We start from the raw sequence: 20,347 nt of genomic DNA on the forward strand, positions 1-20,347 counted from the left end.
CATGGGGGCCGTGGCGGGCAAGCTGTTCCGGCCGCGCCGCACGGCTTCCTGCAATTGCACGATGGCGGTTTCCGGCGAAGGCGCCGCGGTGACGGCGCTGATCACCGCCACACCGGCGGCACCGGCGCGCGCCGCCTGCTCGGTGCGCGCCACGTCCATGCCGGCAATGCCGACGACTGGCGTCGGCAGCAGCGCGCACCAGTAGGCCAGGTTGTCGTTGCCTTGCGGAGTCCACGGCATGGCCTTGGCCTGGGTGGGATGGATGGGGCCGCAGGCGATGTAGCTGGGCCGCAGCGCCCAGGCGCGGCAGACTTCCCAGTAGGCGTGGGTGCTGATGCCCAGCCGCAAACCGGCTTGGGCAATCGCGGCCAGGTCGGCGACGTGCAGGTCTTCCTGCCCCAGGTGCACGCCGTACGCGCCTTCCTCGATAGCGAGCTGCCAGTGGTCGTTGATGAAAAGCTGCGCGCCGGCTGCGGTGGCCGCGCGGATGCTTTGGCGGATTTCCTCGCGCACCGTCGCGCGGTGCTGCTCACCTTCTGCGTCGAGCGGCGCCGGGCCGCCCCAAGGCGCGAGAGCCCCCTCGGGGGGCAGTGCAGTACGCGAAGCGACAAGCGTGGGGGTCATCTTGATGCGCAACTGAACCGTGCGCACGCCGGCGGCCACGACGCGGGCCACCCAGGCGGCGCTGTCCACCACGGCGTACAGGCCCAGGTCTGCGTCGCTGAGCGCGGCAAAGCCGCTGACCGTTGTGGACCGGGGCAGGCTGAAGTGCGGCAGGTTGGCGCTACGCTGCGCAAAGTCGGGAAGTGGCTGCAGGGGTCCCGTCCCCGTGTGCTGGCTCAAGGCATCGTGCCGCGCCATGCAGGCCATGACGATGGCTTCCATGGCGACGAAACCGCGCGCCAGCGCCCGTGCGGCGGCGTCGGCGAACACCACGCCCGCGTCGGGTTGGCTTTTGGGGTGTGCGGTCGTGACGGAAGGGCTCAGCCAGCCGCTGGCCTGCGGCGTGTCGGCATAGTCGGCCTCGTCGCCGGTGATCACAACCGCCTCGCAAACGGCGGCGCGCAAACGGGCTGCGGCCTGCGTCACGGCCTCGGGCTTGGCCAATGCGGGCAAACCCAACAGCGTGGCGGCTTCGCTGCGACTCAGGCAGAGCAGGGCGGGGCGCGGCAGGTCCTGCGCGCTGCCGGCCAGCAGCCCTTGTATTTCCTTCGCGTTGCCGGCAAAGGTCCAGACCGGTGGGGTGTGGGCGGGCGCTGTCACAGAATGAACGGCCGGCCGGTGACCGGGGTGGAAGCGACCGCCATGTCCTGCTGCGCCATGATGCCGGCCCCATACGCCAGGCGCCCGGACTCGATGCCGAGCTTGAAGGCGCGCGCCATCTGCACCGGGTCGCGCGCATGGGCCACGGCCGAGTTGAGCAGCACGGCGTCGTAACCGAGTTCCATGGCCTGCACCGCGTCGGCGGGCGAGCCGATGCCGGCGTCCACGATCAGCGGCACGCCGGGCAGGCGGGCGCGCAGCGTGCGCAGCGCGTAGGGGTTGACCAGTCCCTGGCCCGAGCCGATGGGTGCGCCCCAGGGCATCAGGATGCGGCAGCCGGCGTCGAGCAGGCGCTGGCAGCTGACCAGGTCGTCGGTGCAATAAGGAAAAACTTCAAAGCCGTCGCGTACCAGCTCGGTGGCCGCCGTCACCAGCTCGAACGGATCGGGCTGCAGCGTGTGTTCGTCGCCGACTACTTCGAGCTTGATCCAGTTGGTGCCGAACAGCTCACGCGCCATCTGTGACAAGGTAATCGCTTCACGCGCGCTGCGGCAACCAGCGGTGTTGGGCAGCAGGCGGGCGCCGCTGTCCCGGATCAGCTGAAAAAAGTCGTTCTGCGTGCCGCCACCGGCTGCCAGCTGGCGCTTGAGTCCGACAGTGACCACCTGCGCGCCCGAAGCAGCGATGGCCTGCTGCAGAACCTGCGGTGACGGGTAGCTGGCGGTGCCCAGGAAAAAGCGGCTTGTGAGCTCAACACCTGCGATGTGAAAAGTGTCCGTGCCCGCGGAGCCGCCCGAAGGGGTCTGGGTGCCCTCCTTGGGGACAGCGAACGAAGAAAGCGTGGGGGTGGTCATTGGTCTAGCCTCCTGTGATGGCCTGGAAGGTGAAAACGGCATCGCCTTCCGCGAGCAGGGTTTGCGCCCGCGCGTCGCGTGCCACAAACTCGCCATTGACCGCACTGGCAAACGAGGCTGCCGGCTGCCCGCTGGCCTCCAGCAGCTCGGCCAGGGTGCAGCCGCCCGGCACCTGCCGGGCCTCGCCGTTGAGTGTGATGTTGATGGTTGTCATGTCAGATGCTGCAGCGTTTGCTCGACCAGTGCCGGCGCAATCAGCCAGCCGTGCCGGAACAGGCCGTTGATGCGGACCAGCCCGGGGCTTTGTTCGACGCGCGGCAGATTATCGGGCAGGGCCGGGCGCAGGTTGGTCTCGGTATGAACCATCCGCGCTTCGGCCAGTTCCGGAATGATGCTGTGCGCCGCTGCCAGCAGTTCGACCGTGCTGCGCAGCGAGATCGGCGAGCGGTCTTCGCTTTCAATTTCGCTTGCGCCGACGACGATGTGGCCGCCTTCGCGCGGCACCAGGTAGACCCGGTGCCGCGGGTGCAGCAGGCGCACCGGCCGCTGCAGGGCCACGCCGGGCGCATGCAGCCAGATGATTTCTCCGCGCACGCCGCGGACCTGCGGCGTGAAACCGTCGTTGGCTGTCAGGCCGGCCGGGGCGGGCCGGGCCCCGGTGCCGCGCACATCGAACACGCAGTCGAACCGGCTGACCCCTTGCGGTGTGTGGATCTCGCCGGCCTGCAACTGGCTGACCACTACGCCCCAGTGCCAGTGCGCACCTGCCGCAGTGGCGGCACGGGCCAGGGCCTGCATCGCCTGCACGGTATGGATATGCCCCTCGTGCGGCAGCAGCCAGGCGTGGGCCACGCCGTGGACGTCGGGTTCAAGCTCGCGCAGGGCCGCGGCATCGAGCCGCTGCGGCGCATGACCGGCCGGCGCCTTGTGCTGCAGCAGGTCCACCACGCGGTGCGCCGCGCCTTCGTCGCCGCGGTGCGCCAGCAGCAGGCTGCCGCGCCGGTGCAGTTCCACCGGCAAGCCCAGGGCCGCCACGATGGCCGGCCACAGATCCAGCGAACGCAAGCCGAGCGCGAACACGTGTTCGTCGGCCGACTCCAGCTCAGCCGTGGGGCTGAGCATGCCGGCGGCGGTCCAGCCTGCCGCATAAGGTGCCGTGCCCGGACCGCAGGCGGGCGCCTGTGGGCCCGGCGCGGGGTCAAAGACCTCGACCACATGGCCGGCCCGGCTCAGTTCGAAGGCCAGCAGCCGCCCGAGCAGGCCAGCGCCTGCGATGCCGATGTGCATGATGATGTCCGCCTTTTTTTTGCGTGCGCCCAGACGCTCAGAGCTTCTGGATGGGGATGTAGATTTCGCTGCCGCTCTCGCGGAACTCGGCCGATTTTGCCTGCATTCCCTGGTCCAGCGCCGCGTTTTCCGCAATCCCTTGCTGCACCGCAAACTCGCGCACTTCCTGGCTGATTTTCATGGAGCAGAACTTTGGTCCGCACATGGAGCAGAAGTGGGCGACCTTGCTGACTTCCTTGGGCAGGGTTTCATCGTGGAATTCGCGCGCCGTGTCCGGATCCAGCGACAGGTTGAACTGGTCGTGCCAGCGGAATTCGAAACGCGCCTTCGACAGCGCCTCGTCGCGTGCGCGCGAGGCCGGGTGCCCCTTGGCCACGTCGGCGGCGTGCGCGGCGATCTTGTAGGCAATGATGCCCTGCTTGACATCGTTGCGGTCGGGCAGGCCCAGGTGTTCCTTGGGCGTGACGTAACACAGCATGGCGGTGCCGAACCAGCCGATCATGGCCGCGCCTATCGCGCTCGAGATGTGGTCGTAGCCGGGCGCGATGTCGATGGTCAGCGGGCCCAGGGTGTAAAACGGCGCTTCGTGGCAATGCTTGAGCTGCTCGTCCATGTTGGCCTGGATCATGTGCATGGGCACGTGGCCGGGCCCTTCGATCATGGTCTGCACATCGTGTTTCCAGGCGATTTTTGTCAGTTCGCCGAGCGTGCGCAATTCGGCAAACTGCGCCTCGTCGTTGGCGTCGGCACCGGAGCCGGGGCGCAGGCCGTCGCCCAGAGAAAAACTCACGTCGTAGGCCTTCATGATCTCGCAGATCTCCTCGAAGTGCGTGTACAGGAAGTTTTCCTTGTGGTGCGACATGCACCACTTGGCCAGGATGGAACCGCCGCGCGAGACGATGCCGGTGCGGCGATTGGCCGTCATCGGGATGAAAGGCAGGCGCACGCCGGCGTGGATGGTGAAGTAGTCCACGCCCTGCTCGGCCTGTTCGATCAGCGTGTCGCGGTAAATCTCCCAGCTCAGGTCTTCGGCGACGCCGCCGACTTTTTCCAGCGCCTGGTAAATCGGCACCGTGCCGATGGGCACCGGCGAGTTGCGGATGATCCAGTCGCGCGTGGTGTGGATGTTTTTTCCGGTGGACAGGTCCATCACGTTGTCGGCGCCCCAGCGGATCGCCCAGACCAGTTTTTCGACCTCTTCCTCGATGCTCGAGGTGACCGCCGAGTTGCCGATGTTGGCGTTGATCTTCACCAGGAAGTTGCGGCCGATGATCATGGGCTCGACTTCGGGATGGTTGATGTTGGCCGGAATGATGGCGCGGCCGCGCGCCACTTCGTCACGCACGAACTCGGGCGTGACGAAGGCGGGCAGCTGTGCGCCCATGGGGTTGCCGCGTACGCGGGCCGCGCGTTCGGCATCGCCCAGATATTCGGCCATCCATTCGCGCCTGGTATTTTCGCGCAGCGCGATGTATTCCATTTCCGGCGTGATGATGCCGCGGCGCGCGTAGTGCATCTGGGTGACGTTGGCGCCGGCCCTGGCACGGCGCGGCGTGCGCTGCAAGCCCGCCGCTTGCGCGCGCAGGGCCGCGATGCGTTGGGCTTCCGGGTCTTGTGGATCATCGCGGTCCTGGCGGCGCGTGCCGTCATCAACCGCCTGGGCCGCACGGCCAGCGTACACCTCGGTGTCGCCGCGTGCCTCAATCCACGGCGTGCGCAGGGCTTCCAGCCCGCGGCGCACGTCGATGTCGGCGGCCGGATCGGTGTAAGGGCCGGAGGTGTCGTAGAGCGTGGCGGATTCGCCGTTGCTCAGGCTGACCTCGCGCATGGGCACGCGAAGGCCGGCGTGGACCTGGCCGGGCACATGGATCTTGCGCGAAGCGGGGAAAGGTTCACGGGTCAGGGACAGCAACTGGGCGAACTTGTCGGGCGCGTTCATCGGGGCATCCTTTGGCGTGTTGATACACAAAATGCTCCGAAGGTGTGGCCAACACCGGCGCTGTGGTGTTGGTTGTTGACTGGATAACCGGGGGGCCGGCGGCAGTCAGCTCTTCTTACGTCGGTACGAACCGATTCAAGTTCACGGGTTTGGGTTGGCCATCTCAGCGACCCGACCACCATGGTCGGGTTGCACCCCGGAGCAAGGCCATTCTAATGCACCGCGTGGCCGGACGCCGATAGCGTGCTAACGAGTGAGGTTGCTGCGAAGACGCTATGCTTGCCGCCACCACTTCCCGCAAACCATGAAAAAGATGAGCAGTCCGTTTGATTTTTCCACCGGCAACATGTCGGCGCTGGCGCAGGCCGACGTCGTTCGCGCGCTGGACGAAGACATCGGGGCCGGCGACCTGACCGCCAGCCTGATTGATCCTGAGCAGCACAGCTACGCCCGGGTGCTGGCGCGGGAGGCGGCGGTGATTTGCGGCCTGCCCTGGGTAGAGGCGACGCTGCAGCGGCTGGACCCGCAGGCCGAACGGGTCTGGCATGTGCGCGATGGCCAGCACTGCAGCGCCAACCAGGTCGTCCTGGAGGTCAGGGGCCGGTCGCGTGCGCTGCTCAGTGCCGAGCGGACCTTGCTCAATTTTTTGCAGCTGCTCAGCGCCGTGGCCACACAAACCGCGGTGTATGTCCGGGCCGTGCAGGCCGTGCCGGGCAACCGGGCCGCCATCGTTGATACGCGCAAAACCCTGCCCGGTCTGCGGCTGGCGCAAAAGTACGCGGTGCGTTGCGGTGGCGGCAGTAACCACCGCATCGGGCTTCACGACGCCGTGTTGATCAAGGAAAATCACATTGCGGCGGCCGGCGGCATCAGCGCGGTTTTGCAGCGCACGACCGAGGTGGCGAGCCGGGCGGCTTTTGTCGAGATTGAGGTGGAAACCCTGGTCCAGCTGCAGGAAGCCCTGGAGGCCGGCGCCCGGATGATTCTGCTCGACAACATGGACCTGGCCCAACTGCGCGAAGCCGTGCGCATCACGGCGGGCCGGGCGATTCTGGAAGTCTCGGGCGGCGTTGGCCTGGACACGGTGGCCGGCATTGCCGCCACCGGGGTGAACCGCATCTCGATCGGGGCCCTGACCAAGGACATCAAGGCGATTGATTTTTCCATGCGTTTTGCGCAACTGTGATAGCCGCCATGAGTGACGTACAAACCCCTGTTCATCCCCTGGTCCGGATCGACTACGAACAACCGGCCTGCCCGACCCGGCACGCCTGGGCGCGGGTGCCGGTGGAGCCGGCGCCCGCCGAGCGTGCGGCGCTGAAAGACCGGATCCGCCGCCTGCTGAAAGAGCGCAACGCCGTCATGGTGTCGCATTACTACGTGCACCCTGACCTGCAGGACCTCGCCGAAGAAACCGGCGGGCTGGTCAGCGATTCCCTGGAGATGGCGCGTTTCGGCCGGGACCATGCGGCAACCACCCTGGTGGTCTCGGGTGTGCGTTTCATGGGGGAGACCGCGAAAATTCTCTCGCCTGAAAAACGCGTGCTGATGCCCGACCTCGATGCAAGCTGCTCGCTGGACCTCGGTTGCCCCATCGACGAATTCAGCGCGTTTTGTGACGCCCACCCGGACCGTACCGTGGTGGTCTATGCCAACACCAGCGCCGCCGTGAAGGCGCGCGCCGACTGGCTGGTGACCTCCAACTGCGCGCTGGACATCGTGCGGGCGCTCAAGGACCAGGGCCGGAAAATCCTGTGGGCTCCCGACAAACACCTGGGCGGCTACATCCAGCGCGAAACCGGTGCCGACATGCTGATGTGGAACGGCAGTTGCATCGTGCACGACGAGTTCAAGGCCTTCGAGCTTGAGGCGCTGAAAAAAGAACATCCCCGGGCCAAGGTGCTGGTGCACCCCGAGTCGCCGGCCGACGTGATCGAACTGGCCGATGCGGTGGGTTCGACCTCGGCCATCCTCAAGGCGGCGCGCGAGATGGACGCCCGCGAATTCATCGTCGCGACCGACAACGGCATGATGCACAAGCTGCGCAGGCTCAACCCCGGCAAGATTTTTATCGAAGCGCCGACGGCTGGCGACAGCGCCACCTGCAAAAGCTGCGCGCACTGCCCCTGGATGGCGATGAATGGGCTGGCGGGTCTGGCGCAGGCGCTGGAGACCGGCACGAATGACGTTCACATCGACCCGGCGCTGGGCGTGCGTGCGCGCTTGCCGATTGATCGCATGCTGGCGTTTACCGCCGCGCAGCGCCTGGGCCAGCCGGCGGCAGGGCTGGTGCCGCGCATCGGCGCGGCCTGATGCGGCCCCTCTCGGCGCGGATCGATTTTTCCGACCCGGACAACCCGGGCGGGCCGCGTCTGCGCTGTGCTTTTGGCGCACCCCGCCAGACGCTGGTGGCGCACGGACTGGAACAGGTGCGGCCGGTGCTCGATGCCGTGCAGGCCGCGGCAGCGCAGGGCCGCTGGTGCGTCGGCTACCTGCGCTACGAGGCGGCCCCGGCCTTCGATACGGCCCTGGCCGTGCACGCGGCGCAGGGTCCCCTGGCCTGGTTTGCCGTTTACGACGAGGCGCTGCCCTGGCCGCGCGATGACGCTGCCGGCACGGCGCAGGTGCAGTGGCAGGAAACCTGTTCCCGCCCCGCCTTTGATGCGGCGCTGGATCGCATCCAGTGCGCCATTGCCGAGGGGGAGCTGTACCAGGTGAACTTCACCGCGCCCCTGCGCGGCGTGCTGCGCGGCGGGCCGGACGGTGACGCGGCACTGGCCCTGTTTGCTGCCTTGCAGCGCGCCCAGCCCGGAGCTTATGCGGCTTATCTCGACACCAGCGATGAGCAGGTGCTCTCGGTGTCCCCCGAGCTGTTTTTTGACTGGCACGCGGGCCGCATTCTCACGCGACCCATGAAAGGCACCGCCCCGCGCGGCGCCACGCCCGCCGAAGATGCCGCGCAGGCCGACGCCTTGCGTACCTCGGCCAAGGAACGCGCCGAGAACGTGATGGTCGTGGACCTGCTGCGCAACGACCTGTCGCGCATCGCCGAGCCGTTCAGTGTGCGCGTGCCGCGCCTGTTCCACACCGAGGCGCTGGCCACGGTGTGGCAGATGACCTCGGACGTGCAGGCGCACACGCGTGCAGCCTGTTCACTGGCCGATGTGTTTGCGGCGTTGTTCCCCTGCGGCTCGGTGACCGGCGCGCCCAAGGTGCGCGCCATGCAGATGATCCGCGCGCTGGAGCCGCAGGCGCGCGGCGTGTACTGCGGCGCCCTCGGGGTGGTGCGGCCGGGCGAACAGGGAACAAGGGCCACGTTCAACGTGCCCATCCGCACCGTCACCCTGCAGGGCGCTGCGCTGCGCTGCGGCATCGGCAGTGGCATCACGTCCGGTGCCAGCGCCGATGCCGAATGGCAGGAGTGGCGCCACAAGCGGGCCTTCGTGGAGCGCGCGAGCAGTCCGTTTGACCTGCTAGAAACCCTGGCGCTGGAGGACGGTGTCCTGCGCGACGCGCCCGCGCATCTGGCGCGCATGGCCGCCGCCGCAGCGCATTTTGGCTATCCGTGGCAGCCGCTGTCCGTGGACCAGTGCCTGCAAGACCTGGCGCAGGCTCATCCGCAAGGCATGTGGCGCGTGCGCTTGCTGCTCGATGCCCGCGGACAGATGCAGGCCGGGGCTTATGAGTTGCCGGCTTCACCGCTGCGCGTGCGGCTGCAGCTCGCGGACCATGCCATCGACGAGGCGCACGGGGAGTTCGTGCGTTTCAAGACCACGCGCCGCGCTCACTACGAAGCGTTCACACCCATGCAGCCCGGCGTTTTCGATAGCCTGCTGTGGAATGCCAAAGGCGAGATCACCGAATGCACACGCGGCAACGTGGCGCTGCTGCTCGACGGCAACTGGGTAACCCCGCCGCTGCGCTGCGGCCTGCTGGACGGCATAGGCCGCGCCAACGCACTGCGCGATGGTCGTGTGACTGAGGCCGTGGTACGCCTGGACGACCTGCCGCGCGTGCAGGCGCTGGCTTTTGTGAACAGCCTGCGTGGCTGGATTTCCGCGGACCTGGACCGCCGCTGCGTGTGATGCCGGCGCGGCGTCAGGCCGTGGGTGGCACCAGGATGGTGGGCACCGCCTTCTGCGCCATCTCCGGGTAGTCCCGGCTGAAGTGCAGGCCGCGGCTCTCATGCCGGGCTTGCGCCGAGCGCACGATGAGTTCGGCCACCTGCACCAGGTTGCGCAGCTCCAGCAAATCGCGGGTGACGTGAAAGTGCGCGTAGAACTCCTGGATTTCTCCCTGCAGCAGCGTGATGCGGTGCGCCGCGCGCTCCAGGCGCTTGTTGGTGCGGACGATGCCGACGTAGTCCCACATGAAGCGGCGCAGCTCGTCCCAGTTGTGGGAAATCACCACTTGCTCGTCGGCATCCGTCACCTGACTGTCGTCCCAGGCCGGTAGCCGGTTTTGTGAATCATTTTTACCTCCAGCCCCCGTCGAATGGGCGTAAGCAGCTACTTTTTTAATAGCATCTGCAACCTGCTGCGCAAACACCACACATTCGACCAGCGAGTTGCTGGCGAGCCGGTTGGCCCCGTGCAGGCCGGTGCAGGCCGTTTCTCCGGCGGCGTACAGGTTTTCGATGTCGGTGCGGCCCGCCAGGTCGGTCAGCACGCCGCCGCAGGTGTAGTGGGCGGCCGGCACCACGGGAATCGGCTGGCGCGCGATGTCGATGCCGAGCGCCAGGCAACGTGCGTGGATGGTCGGGAAGTGTTCGCGCACAAAGGCCTCGCCCTTGTGCGAGATGTCCAGGTAGACGCAGTCCACACCGTGTTTTTTCATCTCGAAATCAATCGCGCGGGCCACCACGTCGCGCGGTGCCAGCTCGGCACGTTCATCGTGGGCCGGCATGAAGCGCGTGCCGCCCGCCGATTCGGGCAGCCGCAGGATGCCGCCTTCGCCGCGCACCGCCTCGCTGATCAGAAAGGACTTGGCCTCGGGGTGGTACAGGCAGGTCGGGTGAAACTGGATGAACTCCATGTTGCCGACGCGGCAACCGGCGCGCCAGGCGGCGGCAATGCCGTCGCCGGTGGCGGTGTCGGGGTTGGTGGTGTACAGATAAACCTTGCCGGCGCCGCCTGTGGCCAGCACGGTGTGGCGTGCACCAAACGTGCGGACGGTGCCGTTGCCGCTGCCGCCGTTGCGGCTGTCCAGCGCATACAGGCCAACACAGCGGGCTTGGCCTGTAGTGCTGTCGTTTTGTACGATCAGATCGACCAGCGTGGTGTGTTCAAACACCTCAATGGCGGGGTGAGCCAGCACCGCCGCGATCAGGCATTGCTGCACGGCTGCGCCGGTGGCGTCGGTCGCATGAACGATGCGCCGGTAGCTGTGGCCGCCTTCCCGCGTCAGGTGCAGCGCGGGCGCCGCGCCGGGATCGCCGGGATGTTGCTCCTGCGTGAAAACCACGCCCTGCGCCTGCAGCCAGGCAATGGCCGCTGGTGCGCCTTCAACCACCTGGGTGGTGGCCGCCGCATCGGACAGCCAGGCGCCAGCGACCTGGGTGTCCTGGATGTGCGACTCAAAACTGTCGCCTTGTGCACCTTCTTCCATCACCGCGGCAATGCCGCCCTGGGCCCAGCCGCTGGAGCCGTCGGCCAGCGACCGTTTGGTCAGAATGGCAATCCGAAACAGGTCGCTGTCGGAGGCCGGCGCGCCCCGCTTGTCCAGCAGCTTGAGTGCAGCGCTCAGTCCGGCCAGGCCACTGCCGACGATCAGAACATCGAAGGTATGCTGCGTGCCGGCCAAAGAGGGCAGGGACGTCCCGGAAGGGTGTGCCTTTGCAGCTTGCCCGGCGACGGGCGGGGCATCGGCCAGCGTGTTGCCGGGCGGGATTTTCCCCGGTTCGCCGTGGCGTGTGGCGGTGATGTTTTTCATGAGAAGCCTTGCGGCCCTGGTTGGATCCGTGCAACTGACCTCGGTCAGCCGTTGCGCAGCGGCGTCACCTGACTGGCCTGATGCCCTGTTTGTCAAACAGGAGATTATCTGTCAGGCTGCAGATCGGCCCGGGGGGGCACGCCTGTCACAGGTTGCCGGACGCCGGGTCCGCTGACAAGCCGGCACCATGGGTGCCGGCTTGTCGCGACTCCCTCATTGAAGGGGTAATGGCATGGGACGCAAGGCGCCCGGCGCTGGCGCGGCTTGGGCCATGTCCCGCGGTCGTGCCGGGTCCCGGGGGTCATACGACCCGAAGACTTCGCGGGCCGACCGGGTTTCCGGCAAGACGTAGACGATGCCGTTCGTTCCGGTGAAGGTCGGGCTGATCACCTTGTCAAAGAAATTAACCGGAACATTGATGCAGCCGTAGGAAATGCGGTTGTCCTCCGGGGTTTCGCTTTCCAGGCGCTGCGCGCGTCGTTCGCCGGGTTTGCTCGTGACGACCCGATGCATCGATATGGCTGTTTCATAGTCCACCCACAGCATGTCCTGGCCGCGCAGGTTGCGGTCCATGGAGGCAACAAAACGTCCCGCCGGGGTCGTGCGTTCGTCGGGGCGGATGCTGGAAAGTTTGCGCTCGCCAATGCCGGGCGAGGAATCGTCGCCACGCGCCAACCCGAGTAGCACGGGCGCGGCATTCTGCAGCTGCCCGCTGGCATCAAACACGAGGACCCTTGCGTTGACCTTGTCGACGAGCATGAAGGGCAGGCCCTGGTTGTCGCCGGAATCGACGATCCAGTCGGCGACATGGGCGGTCTCGGTGGAAGGGCGCTCCCGACCGAAGCTTGCGCGCCTGGGAGATGCCGCTGGTGGGGCTTGTGCCCGGGACACCGCGGACAGGCCAGGGACCGCAGGCGCTGGCCCGGGGGCTTGCGCCGGTTCTGCGGCCGCCGCCGGTTGCAGCATGAGCACTGCCGCGCAGGCGGCCAGGCACAGCGCCTGCGCCAGGCGCTTGCTGTCTGTCAGACGCATCGTTCCGCCCACGCCACGCGCGCAGACTACCGCCGCGATTGCCTGTGAAGGGTGTGGAAGGGCCAGGGGGCGCGCTCCTAGTTGCGTGCTTGTCTGGGCGCGTACCGTGGTGCGATGTAGGGCTTTGGCGGGATCAGGGGGATGGCGGTGGGCATCACCGCTTCCTCTTCTTTCAGCGCCAGGAACACATCGCCGCTGTCGGCATAGGGCAATGGCATCACGTCCGACAGACCGGTGACACCGGCGAGTGCCAGGACGGTCATGCCCATGAAGGGAAGGAAGGAAACGGGACGCGCGGGCGTGATATTCGCGGTGGTTTTATTGACGGCAGGCCCGCAGCAGGAAGTCGCGAAGGCGTATTGGCTGGCATTCGGGCCTGTCAGCCGATACCCGCTGAAGGTCACGGTTTTACCGGTTCCCGGTTCCGATGTGGTGAATGTGGCGGTGCTGCCAGGATCGGCGATCAGGGAGACCCCGGCAGGGTTGCCCTTCAGGGAGGTGAGGATCGCCGTGGTGGTGCCGTCGAAGTTTTTGGTGGCTTCGGGGAAGACCAGCATGCGCTGGGTCAGGATGCTGTCGGTCAGGATGAATTGGGGCGCATAGTCCGTCGGCGTTGTGTAAGAGGTCGGGTTGTAAATGATGGTGACGGGGGCATTCGGGCCGGTGACGGTCGGGCGGTCTGGACCGACGACATTGATGTAGACCGAGCCGCCGGCCACTCCGGGACCGGTACCGTCGGTATCTGAAGCGAGCGTCAGGCCGAGCGGTATGCCCAGACTGCGGGAAGGAATGCTGGTGCCCCGCGTCAGGGTGATCTTGGCGTTGACATTGACATCGTTGGCCGCACACATCATGAGGTTGCCGTCGGTGACCGTGATGGCTGCGTTCTGGTTCACATTGCGGCCAGCGGCCAACAAAACGCTTCCCCGGGTGGTGGTGATAGCGGCGTTCACGTTGATATCTCGTCCGCAGCAGACTGAAAAGTTGCCATCAACGGCCGTCACGGCGGCATTGATGTTGGTGTCCCGGTCAGCAATGAGGGTGAGGGTCGTCGGGGCTCCGCTGGCAGTCCAACTCACCGCTTCGTTAACGAAAATGTCCCCGTTGCCAGGGCCGGGCGCCGTGGTGATGGTGACGTTGTTGGTGACCAGCTGGGCCGAGAGCGTGGCGCCGGAAATGTTGCCGCCGGCGCCGATGATGAAGTCCTGCGGATCGATCAGCCAGGTGCCCATCAGGCCCTGAGGTGCGGCCGTGGTGACGCGTACATCGTCTTTGATGTTGACGTGTGCCGCCGAGGTTTCAATAAAGCCGCCGTTACCGCCGTTTGGTGCGCTGGCATCCAGCGTGCCGCCGACGTTCATGGTGCCGCTCTGCATGTCGCCCAGCAGCAGGATGGTGCCGTTGCGGTTTCCAATGGTTTGCGCCTGGATCACGCCGGTGTTGTTGACCGCGGTGTGCAGCAGGTTGCCGGCCGCCTGGGCCGTCAGCAGCACGCGGCCGCCGTCGGCGCGAATCAGGCCGCCGTTTTCAACCAGCGCGTTGACGGCACCCTGAGCCACCGACATGTTGAGCAGGCCGTCGCCGGCAACGTCCATGGTGACGGCGTTGCCGGCGGCAAGTACCACCGAACCGAGTCTGGCGGAAATCACGCCCTGGTTGCTGACGGTTTTGCCCATCAGTGCCACGTAGCCGCCGTCGGCCGCAGTGATGTTGCCCAGGTTGACGACCGAGCCGCTTCCCGCGTCGGTGAAGGAATAATCGCCCGCCATGAACTTGGCATCGCTAAGACTCATGGTGGACGCGACCAGCCCGCCGACGTTCACCGATGCGCCGCTGCCGAACAGGACGCCGTTCGGGTTGAGTAGAAAGACCCTGCCGTTGGCCGAGAGGTTGCCCATGATGCTGGACGGATCGGCGCCCAGGACCCGGTTCAGGGCCACCGACGTGCTGCCGGGCTGTACGAACTGCACGGTCTGGCCGGCGGCAATGCCAAAGCTCTGCCAGTTGATCACCGTGTTGGCGGTGGACTGCGTGATGGTTGTGGAGGACGCACTGCTGGTGATGCTGGCGCCGCCGGCCGCCACCACACCGCCTGTTGGCAGGGCATAGGCAGTGGCGCCCAAGCCGAGCATCAGGCAGGCTGACAGCGCCTTGATGGCGAAGTTCGCGGCGCCGGGGCGTCCTGTCGTGGACGAGGATTTCTTTTTGCCTGCGCCGCCGGCGTTTTCAGACACGGCGACGAAGGCGCCTGAGCTGTCGCTCCAGATGGATTGGTGAATGCGGTTCATGGGTGAGTCCTTGTGTGCTGTCGTGTTTGCGCAGAAGCTGGCAAATGTCAGAAATATTTGATGACCTGGATCCAGAACCGGCCTGACTTGTCAGGGGCTGAAATCGCTGGCTCGCTGCCGAGCTTGCGGGCGTAATACATGCGCAGTGCGAAATTGCCGGGATCAGCCCAGGTGAGCCCCACCCCTGCGCCGCTCAGGTTCCTGTGGTTGGTCGCGGTCGTCCAGGGGTTCTTGTTGATCGTGACGCGTCCGGCGTCCACGAAGCCGACCAGGTGCACCTGGCCCGGAAGGCTTTCGGTCGGCTTGGGCAGCAACAGCCGGGCTTCCAGGTTGACAAGGTAACCCTCGTCCCCAAATGCCTCGCCCTGCGGGTAGGCCCGCACGCCGTCCATGCCGCCCAGGACCATCTTCTCGGAGGAGTCGAGGTTCTTCGAGGCGAGTTGCCCTTGGACACCGGCGTAAAAGGAAAGGGTGTCGGTGACGCGCTGCAGGCGTGAGGCGTTGAATCCGAGTTTGTTGTAGGCACCGTTGCTGCGCGCGCTGGCCGCATCCACCGCCAGCGCCGCGGGTGTCTCGATGTCGAGATCGCCGGCAGACAAGCCCAGGGAAAAAGCACTCACGCCGCCGCCGCCGAGGTTGTCGCGGTGGTTGCCATACAGGCTGGCGGTCAGGACGCGGGCCTTCTTGTCGGTCACGGAAGGGATCACGTCAACCCTGTCCTGAAAGGTCTTGGCGTCGTAGGCGAGGCCGGCGTTGAGGTTGCTGTTGCGCGAACGGATCAGCGGGTAGCTGCCATAGACACTTGCCACCTCCGCTGTGCCGTTGGCCTGCAGCGGCGCGAATTCCTTGCCGAGTTCATATTCCAGCCTGCTGTAGGCCACACCTGCGGTGGCCTTGCCAAACTGCATCTGGTAGGACGCGCGTCCGTAGGTGAGCCCGGAGCCCGAGGTCACAGCGCGCAGGCTGGCGACGTCGCCGCGCCCCAGCAGGTTGTTGAGGTTGACGGTGGCGCCCACGCGGTATTCGCCGGTATAACGGTTGCCGGCATTGTCGGCGTCGATGCTGCCGGTCACGCGTTTGCCGGGAACGATATCGACGATCAGGTCGGAGCTGCCCGGGGTTGCGCCCGGAACCAGTGTTGATTTGACGCTGACGCCCGGCGTGTCCGATAGCAGCAGCAGGCGGCTCTCCAGCGGGTCGTTGGTGATGGGGTCGCCACTGTTCAGGCCGCCGAGAAGGCTGTAGGCCTGGTCATCGGCAAGGTTGGACTGGTTGCGCAGGATGACCTTGCCGTATTCGCCTTCGCTCACGGCGATGGTCAGGGCGTTGTCCTTGATCTCCTGGGCAGGCAGGTAGGCCCGTGCCACGAAGTAGCCGTTTTTCCGGTAGTGGTCCGTGATCCGCCCAGTCATGGCCTGCAGTTCGGCCATCGTGAGTTCGGTCCCCGGCACGAAACCCGTGAGGGCGATCAGCGCCGCTTCGGTGTAAACCCGCGCGCCCGTCACCCGCAGGCTCTTGACGAGGATCTTGACGGCGTCGGCGCCGGGCGCGGCAGGCGCAGTGCCCTCCTGGATGCGGATTTCGGGCGGTGTTTTTTGCGGCACCGGGGCCGCAGGAATCTGCTGCATCTGGCTGCCGGCGCCGGGGATCTGTTGGGCCAGCAGGCTTTGGCTGAGCACCAGGAGCGCAAACGGCACCAGGTTTTTGTTCAGGGGAAAACGCCAGGAATCGCAGCGCCGGGGAGCGGTGGACAAAGGGGTATCGATTGCCCGGTTGGGTCGGTGCGTCTGGTGCATGGTGCTTGGCCTTGTAGTACCAAGCGATCATGGATGTAAGCCTTGTTATAAAACGTAGGACACCATGCTGCCCAATCGTGAGGAAATCGCAATTATCATTTCTATCGTTTTTGTAACGAATGCGTGGCTTAGGCGCGGCCGAGCTTGGGGGTATGGTCCACCGAACAGCTCGCCATGCGCGCGTCGGGACGTTCTGTCTTCGTGAAATCCAGCGCCGGCGCCCGCGCGGAGGGTTCGCCGTCCTCGGGGAACAGCCGTTCAGGCCGGCGTGTAAGCCAGGCGCACGTAGATCGGCGCGTAGGCCTCGGCCTGGGTCACGTCGATCAGGCCTTCCTTGGAGAGTTCAAGCAGCGCGATGAAGGTGACCACCAGCACCGGCATGCCGCGGGCGGTTTCAAACAGGTGCTCGAACTCGACAAACTTCTGGCCTTGCAGCTTGCGCAGCACGATGCTCATGTGTTCCCGCACCGAGAGCTCCTCGCGCGAGATCACATGGTGCTGGACCAGCCTGGCGCGCTTGACGATGTCGCGCCAGGCTTCCTGCAGGTCGACCACGCTGACCTCGGGAAAACGCGGCTGCAGCGCCTGCTCCACATAGACCTGGGCGCGCAGGAAGTCGCGGCCGAACTGCGGGATGTCGTTGAGTTTGTGGGCCGCCAGCTTGATCTGCTCGTATTCCAGCAGGCGGCGCACCAGTTCGGCACGCGGGTCTTCCGGCTCCTGGCCGTCGGCGACCTTTTTCGGCGGCAGCAGCATGCGCGACTTGATTTCGATCAGCATCGCGGCCATCAGCAGGTACTCGGCAGCAAGTTCCAGGTTGGTGGCGCGGATTTCATCGACATACACCAGGTACTGGCGCGTCACGGCCGCCATCGGGATGTCGAGGATGTTGAAATTCTGCTTGCGGATCAGGTACAGCAACAGGTCCAGCGGGCCCTCGAAGGCTTCCAGGAACACCTGCAGCGCGTCGGGCGGGATGTACAGGTCCTGCGGCATCGCGAACAGCGGCTCGCCGTACAGGCGGGCCAGTGCGACCTGGTCGATCACCGCGGGCATGCCGGCCAGCGCCAGCGCGTCGGGCGGCGAACCCGGCTCGGAAGGCGAGGGCGGCAGTTCGGTGATCGTGGACATGGGGGTGGGGCTGTGGCGTCAGTAACTATAAAAACAATAGCTACCAGCGCATATCCAGCAAGGGCTGGAGGCCTTTTTGACTATGGGTCTCAGGCCTGTTCGCTGTTCGGGTGGCCGCTGGTGCCATACACATAGGGCTGCTGCGGCACGCGGGCATCCTGGTAGTCGGCCTGCTCGGAACGGTCCAGCTTCTTGTCCCACCAGATCGCGCGTCCCTCGCGCTGTTCGGCCTCCAGCGTGGGTTTTTTCGCCTTGAGTTCCTCAATGAACAGGGTCACTTCCGAGGTGTAGTGGGGGCGGGCGAAGATGGACATGGGACTAAACTGCCTGAAATGTTGAATTGACTGATTTTACCGGGGACCACCATGTGCCTGCCTTTTTTCGTTTTCCGGGCGGGCCGCACAGTGGTGGGCCGCGCGCACACAAGGAGCTGGGCTCTCATGGGACTGCTGTCGGTACTGCTGGGGATGGTGGGTTGCGACCCGCAGCGCATCGCCGAACTCGAGGAAGGGGTGGCCACCGAAGCCGATGTGCGCGCCCGCTTCGGTGAGCCCGAAAAAATCTGGGAAGCCGCCGACCTGGCCGGCAACCCCTTTCCCGGCGCAGCCGCCCAAGCCGGTGCGCGCACCTTCGAATACAACCGCCAGCCCGAAGGCCAGGTCAACTACATGATCACCATCGGCCCGGACGGCCGGATGAGCGCGTTGCGACAGGTCCTGACGCCGCAGAACTTCGCGCTGGTGCTGCCCGGCATGCCCATGGAGCAGGTGCGCAAGATGCTGGGCAAGCCGATGCGGGTCACGCCGTATGCCCTGCAGCAGGAAACCCACTACGACTGGCGTTACCTGTCGCCGCCGGTCACGCCGAGAATTTTCACCGTGGTGTTTGACCGGGAGCTGCGCGTCGTGCGCACCGCCTCGGTCGATGCCGAGGTGACTGGGCCCAGCGGCCCCAGTCGCTAAAATAAAATGTCGAGAAGGGCTGCAGCCCTTATGAAATAGGCGCAAGCAGCTATCATTTTCATAGTTCTTCCACCTTCGCCAGAAAGCCCGAACGCGCCATGACCGCGCGCGGCTGGGCGTTCAGGCCGGAGATCACCAGCCGGCCGCCGCGCAGCACGATGGCCTTGTGCAGCTGACCCAGCACATCCAGCCCCGAGGCATCGAGCGACTGCAATGACTGGGCATCGAGGCGCACCAGCAGGCCCTGCGGCGCGCTTTCCACCACCGACAGCACCGGGTCGATCTTGGCGACCGCGCCGAAAAACAGCGAACCGTAGAGCTGGAAGTGGATGGAGTCGTCGGTGCGTCCGGTCTCCACCACCTGGAACAAACTGCTCATGCGTTGCACAAACAGCACGCAGGCCAGCAGCATGCCGACCTGCAGCGCGACCGTGAGGTCAAACACCACGGTCAGCAAGAAAGTGCCCAGCATCAGCAACCGGTAGTGGTTGCTGTACTGGCGCAGGTGCGCAAACTCGCGCCACTCGCCCATGTTCCAGGCCACATGCAGCAACAGGCCCGCCAGCACGGCCAGCGGCACATGCGCGGCCAGCGGCGCGGCGATCAGCACCACCCCCACCAGCATGAGGGCATGCACCAGGCCGGCGATCGGGGAGGTGGCGCCCGCCCGCAAGTTGGTCACGGTGCGGGCGATCGTGCCGGTGGCCGGCATACCGCCGAAAAAAGGCACGACGAAGTTGGCGACGCCCTGGGCCATCAGCTCCTGGTTGGGATCATGTTTGGGCAGGCCGGACATCTGGTCGGCGACACGTGCGCACAGCAGAGATTCCACCGCGCCCAGCACGGCGATGGTCAGCGTGGGTGGCAGCAGTAGCCGCACCGTCTCCCAGGAAAAATCGGGAAGGGCAAAGGCCGGCAGCGCGCGCGGAATACCGCCAAAACGTGAGCCTATGGTTTCCACCGGCAGACTCAGCAAGTAGGCAAAGGCCGTCAGCGTGACCAGCGCCACCACCGGTCCCGGCACGCGCGACACCACCCGGGTGGCACCCATCAGTTGCAGGCCCTCGACCACCTGCACCCGCTTGATCAGGCGCGCGGCCAGACCATTGCCGGTGCCGTTGTGGCTGGCAAACAGTTTCGGCCAGAGCACCAGGCCCAGAAAGCAGACCACGCCCAGGCCCAGGGCACTGGCGTTGAAGGAGTCCATGTGGGCGGCCAGGGCCTTGATCTGCGAGAAAAAGTCCGCCGGCATCTTGGCAATCTGCAGGCCCAGCAGGTCCTTGAGCTGCGACAGCGCAATCAGCACGGCGATGCCGTTGGTAAAACCGACCACGATGCTGACCGGGACGTAACGCACCAGCGTGCCCATTTTGAGAAACCCGAGCAGGAACAGCAGCACGCCGGCGCAGGCGGTGGAAATCAGGAGGTTGGGCAGGCCATATTGCTCGACGATGCCGTAGACGATCACGATGAAAGCGCCGGCCGGCCCGCCGATCTGCACGGCCGAGCCGCCCAGCAGGGCGATCAGCCCGCCGGCAATGATGGCGGTCCAGATGCCGGCCTGCGGCGACAGCCCCGAGGCAATCGCAAAGGCCATGGCCAGCGGCAGGGCCACGATGCCGACGGTCATGCCGGCGCCCAGGTCGTTGCTGAAACGTTCGCGCGTGTAGCCGCCCAGCGCTGAAAAGATGCGGGGGCGAAACGGCGCGAGGTAGGCGGGCAAGTTCATCAGAAGACTCCAGAGTGACACGCCGGCCGGGTTCATCCTCCAACTGTGGGATGGTCAGACCGGGAGTCCCTTGCTAAAGTGGGACACGTCTTTTTTGTTTCAAATACCTGCGGTTGCTCATCTTAAGCCGCGCAC

General features: G+C 65.9%; 16 protein-coding genes and 1 riboswitch. Of the genes, 4 read left to right on the plus strand and 12 right to left on the minus strand.

Going from position 1 to position 20,347, the window contains the following annotated elements; translation table 11 throughout:
* The 5 genes from B7G52_RS15780 to thiC form a co-directional block, all read right to left on the minus strand.
* Window positions 1-1,263, minus strand: a 1,263-nt coding sequence (locus tag B7G52_RS15780) for a thiamine phosphate synthase (protein ID WP_240523484.1), incomplete at its 3' end; no start/stop codon positions are given.
* Entirely contained in the window at window positions 1,260-2,117 is an 858-nt protein-coding gene (locus B7G52_RS15785; RefSeq protein WP_096698509.1) for a thiazole synthase, read from the minus strand. The genes B7G52_RS15785 and B7G52_RS15780, both read right to left, overlap by 4 nt.
* Window positions 2,118-2,121: 4 nt before the next feature.
* Window positions 2,122-2,331, minus strand: coding sequence for a sulfur carrier protein ThiS (thiS, locus tag B7G52_RS15790; RefSeq protein WP_096698510.1), 210 nt, complete (start codon window positions 2,329-2,331; stop codon window positions 2,122-2,124).
* Window positions 2,328-3,404, minus strand: coding sequence for a glycine oxidase ThiO (thiO, locus tag B7G52_RS15795; RefSeq protein WP_096698511.1), 1,077 nt, complete (start codon window positions 3,402-3,404; stop codon window positions 2,328-2,330). Before thiO ends, thiS begins: the two co-directional genes overlap by 4 nt.
* Before the next feature lie 37 nt (window positions 3,405-3,441).
* A complete protein-coding gene (gene thiC, locus B7G52_RS15800; protein ID WP_096698512.1) occupies window positions 3,442-5,343 on the minus strand; it encodes a phosphomethylpyrimidine synthase ThiC in 1,902 nt (633 codons plus the stop codon).
* Between the two features lie 95 nt (window positions 5,344-5,438).
* A riboswitch (TPP riboswitch) is annotated at window positions 5,439-5,552 on the minus strand.
* A gap of 104 nt (window positions 5,553-5,656) precedes the next feature.
* Between thiC and nadC the strand changes: the two genes are divergently transcribed.
* The 3 genes from nadC to pabB are packed head-to-tail and all read left to right on the plus strand — an operon-like array spanning window position 5,657 to window position 9,428.
* Window positions 5,657-6,529 carry a carboxylating nicotinate-nucleotide diphosphorylase gene (gene nadC, locus B7G52_RS15805; RefSeq protein WP_096698540.1) on the plus strand — a complete coding sequence of 291 codons (873 nt, stop codon included), beginning with the start codon at window positions 5,657-5,659 and terminating at the stop codon, window positions 6,527-6,529.
* A gap of 8 nt (window positions 6,530-6,537) precedes the next feature.
* Complete coding sequence (gene nadA / locus B7G52_RS15810) at window positions 6,538-7,656, plus strand: quinolinate synthase NadA (RefSeq protein ID WP_096698513.1); 1,119 nt, start codon at window positions 6,538-6,540, stop codon at window positions 7,654-7,656.
* Complete coding sequence (gene pabB / locus B7G52_RS15815; protein ID WP_096698514.1) at window positions 7,656-9,428, plus strand: aminodeoxychorismate synthase component I; 1,773 nt, start codon at window positions 7,656-7,658, stop codon at window positions 9,426-9,428. The genes nadA and pabB overlap by 1 nt, the downstream gene beginning before the upstream one ends.
* A 13-nt stretch (window positions 9,429-9,441) precedes the next feature.
* Here pabB and nadB read toward each other — a convergent pair whose 3' ends face one another.
* The 6 genes from nadB to B7G52_RS15845 form a co-directional block, all read right to left on the minus strand.
* Window positions 9,442-11,274: an L-aspartate oxidase gene (gene nadB, locus B7G52_RS15820; protein WP_096698515.1), complete on the minus strand. Its 1,833-nt coding sequence runs from the start codon at window positions 11,272-11,274 to the stop codon at window positions 9,442-9,444.
* 213 nt (window positions 11,275-11,487) lie between these two features.
* A complete protein-coding gene (locus B7G52_RS23840; RefSeq protein ID WP_205853075.1) occupies window positions 11,488-12,306 on the minus strand; it encodes a hypothetical protein in 819 nt (272 codons plus the stop codon).
* A 77-nt stretch (window positions 12,307-12,383) separates the two neighbouring features.
* Window positions 12,384-14,594, minus strand: a complete 2,211-nt coding sequence (locus tag B7G52_RS15830; RefSeq protein ID WP_096698516.1) for a filamentous hemagglutinin N-terminal domain-containing protein — start codon at window positions 14,592-14,594, stop codon at window positions 12,384-12,386.
* A gap of 47 nt (window positions 14,595-14,641) precedes the next feature.
* Window positions 14,642-16,390 carry a ShlB/FhaC/HecB family hemolysin secretion/activation protein gene (locus B7G52_RS15835; protein WP_096698517.1) on the minus strand — a complete coding sequence of 583 codons (1,749 nt, stop codon included), beginning with the start codon at window positions 16,388-16,390 and terminating at the stop codon, window positions 14,642-14,644.
* Window positions 16,391-16,648: 258 nt separating this feature from the next.
* A complete protein-coding gene (locus B7G52_RS15840) occupies window positions 16,649-17,521 on the minus strand; it encodes a ScpA family protein (RefSeq protein WP_096698518.1) in 873 nt (290 codons plus the stop codon).
* Between the two features lie 89 nt (window positions 17,522-17,610).
* Window positions 17,611-17,835 (minus strand): DUF3460 family protein, encoded by a 225-nt coding sequence (locus B7G52_RS15845; protein WP_096698519.1) that lies wholly within the window; start codon window positions 17,833-17,835, stop codon window positions 17,611-17,613.
* A 126-nt stretch (window positions 17,836-17,961) separates the two neighbouring features.
* Here B7G52_RS15845 and B7G52_RS15850 point away from each other — a divergent pair, with 126 nt between their 5' ends.
* Window positions 17,962-18,483 carry an outer membrane protein assembly factor BamE gene (locus tag B7G52_RS15850; RefSeq protein WP_096698541.1) on the plus strand — a complete coding sequence of 174 codons (522 nt, stop codon included), beginning with the start codon at window positions 17,962-17,964 and terminating at the stop codon, window positions 18,481-18,483.
* Window positions 18,484-18,541: 58 nt separating this feature from the next.
* Here the strand turns inward: B7G52_RS15850 and B7G52_RS15855 are convergent, their stop codons facing one another.
* A complete protein-coding gene (locus tag B7G52_RS15855) occupies window positions 18,542-20,212 on the minus strand; it encodes a SulP family inorganic anion transporter (protein ID WP_096698520.1) in 1,671 nt (556 codons plus the stop codon).
* Window positions 20,213-20,347: the final 135 nt, after the last annotated feature.

The organism is Polaromonas sp. AER18D-145 (assembly GCF_002379095.1).
GTDB lineage: Bacteria > Pseudomonadota > Gammaproteobacteria > Burkholderiales > Burkholderiaceae_C > Polaromonas.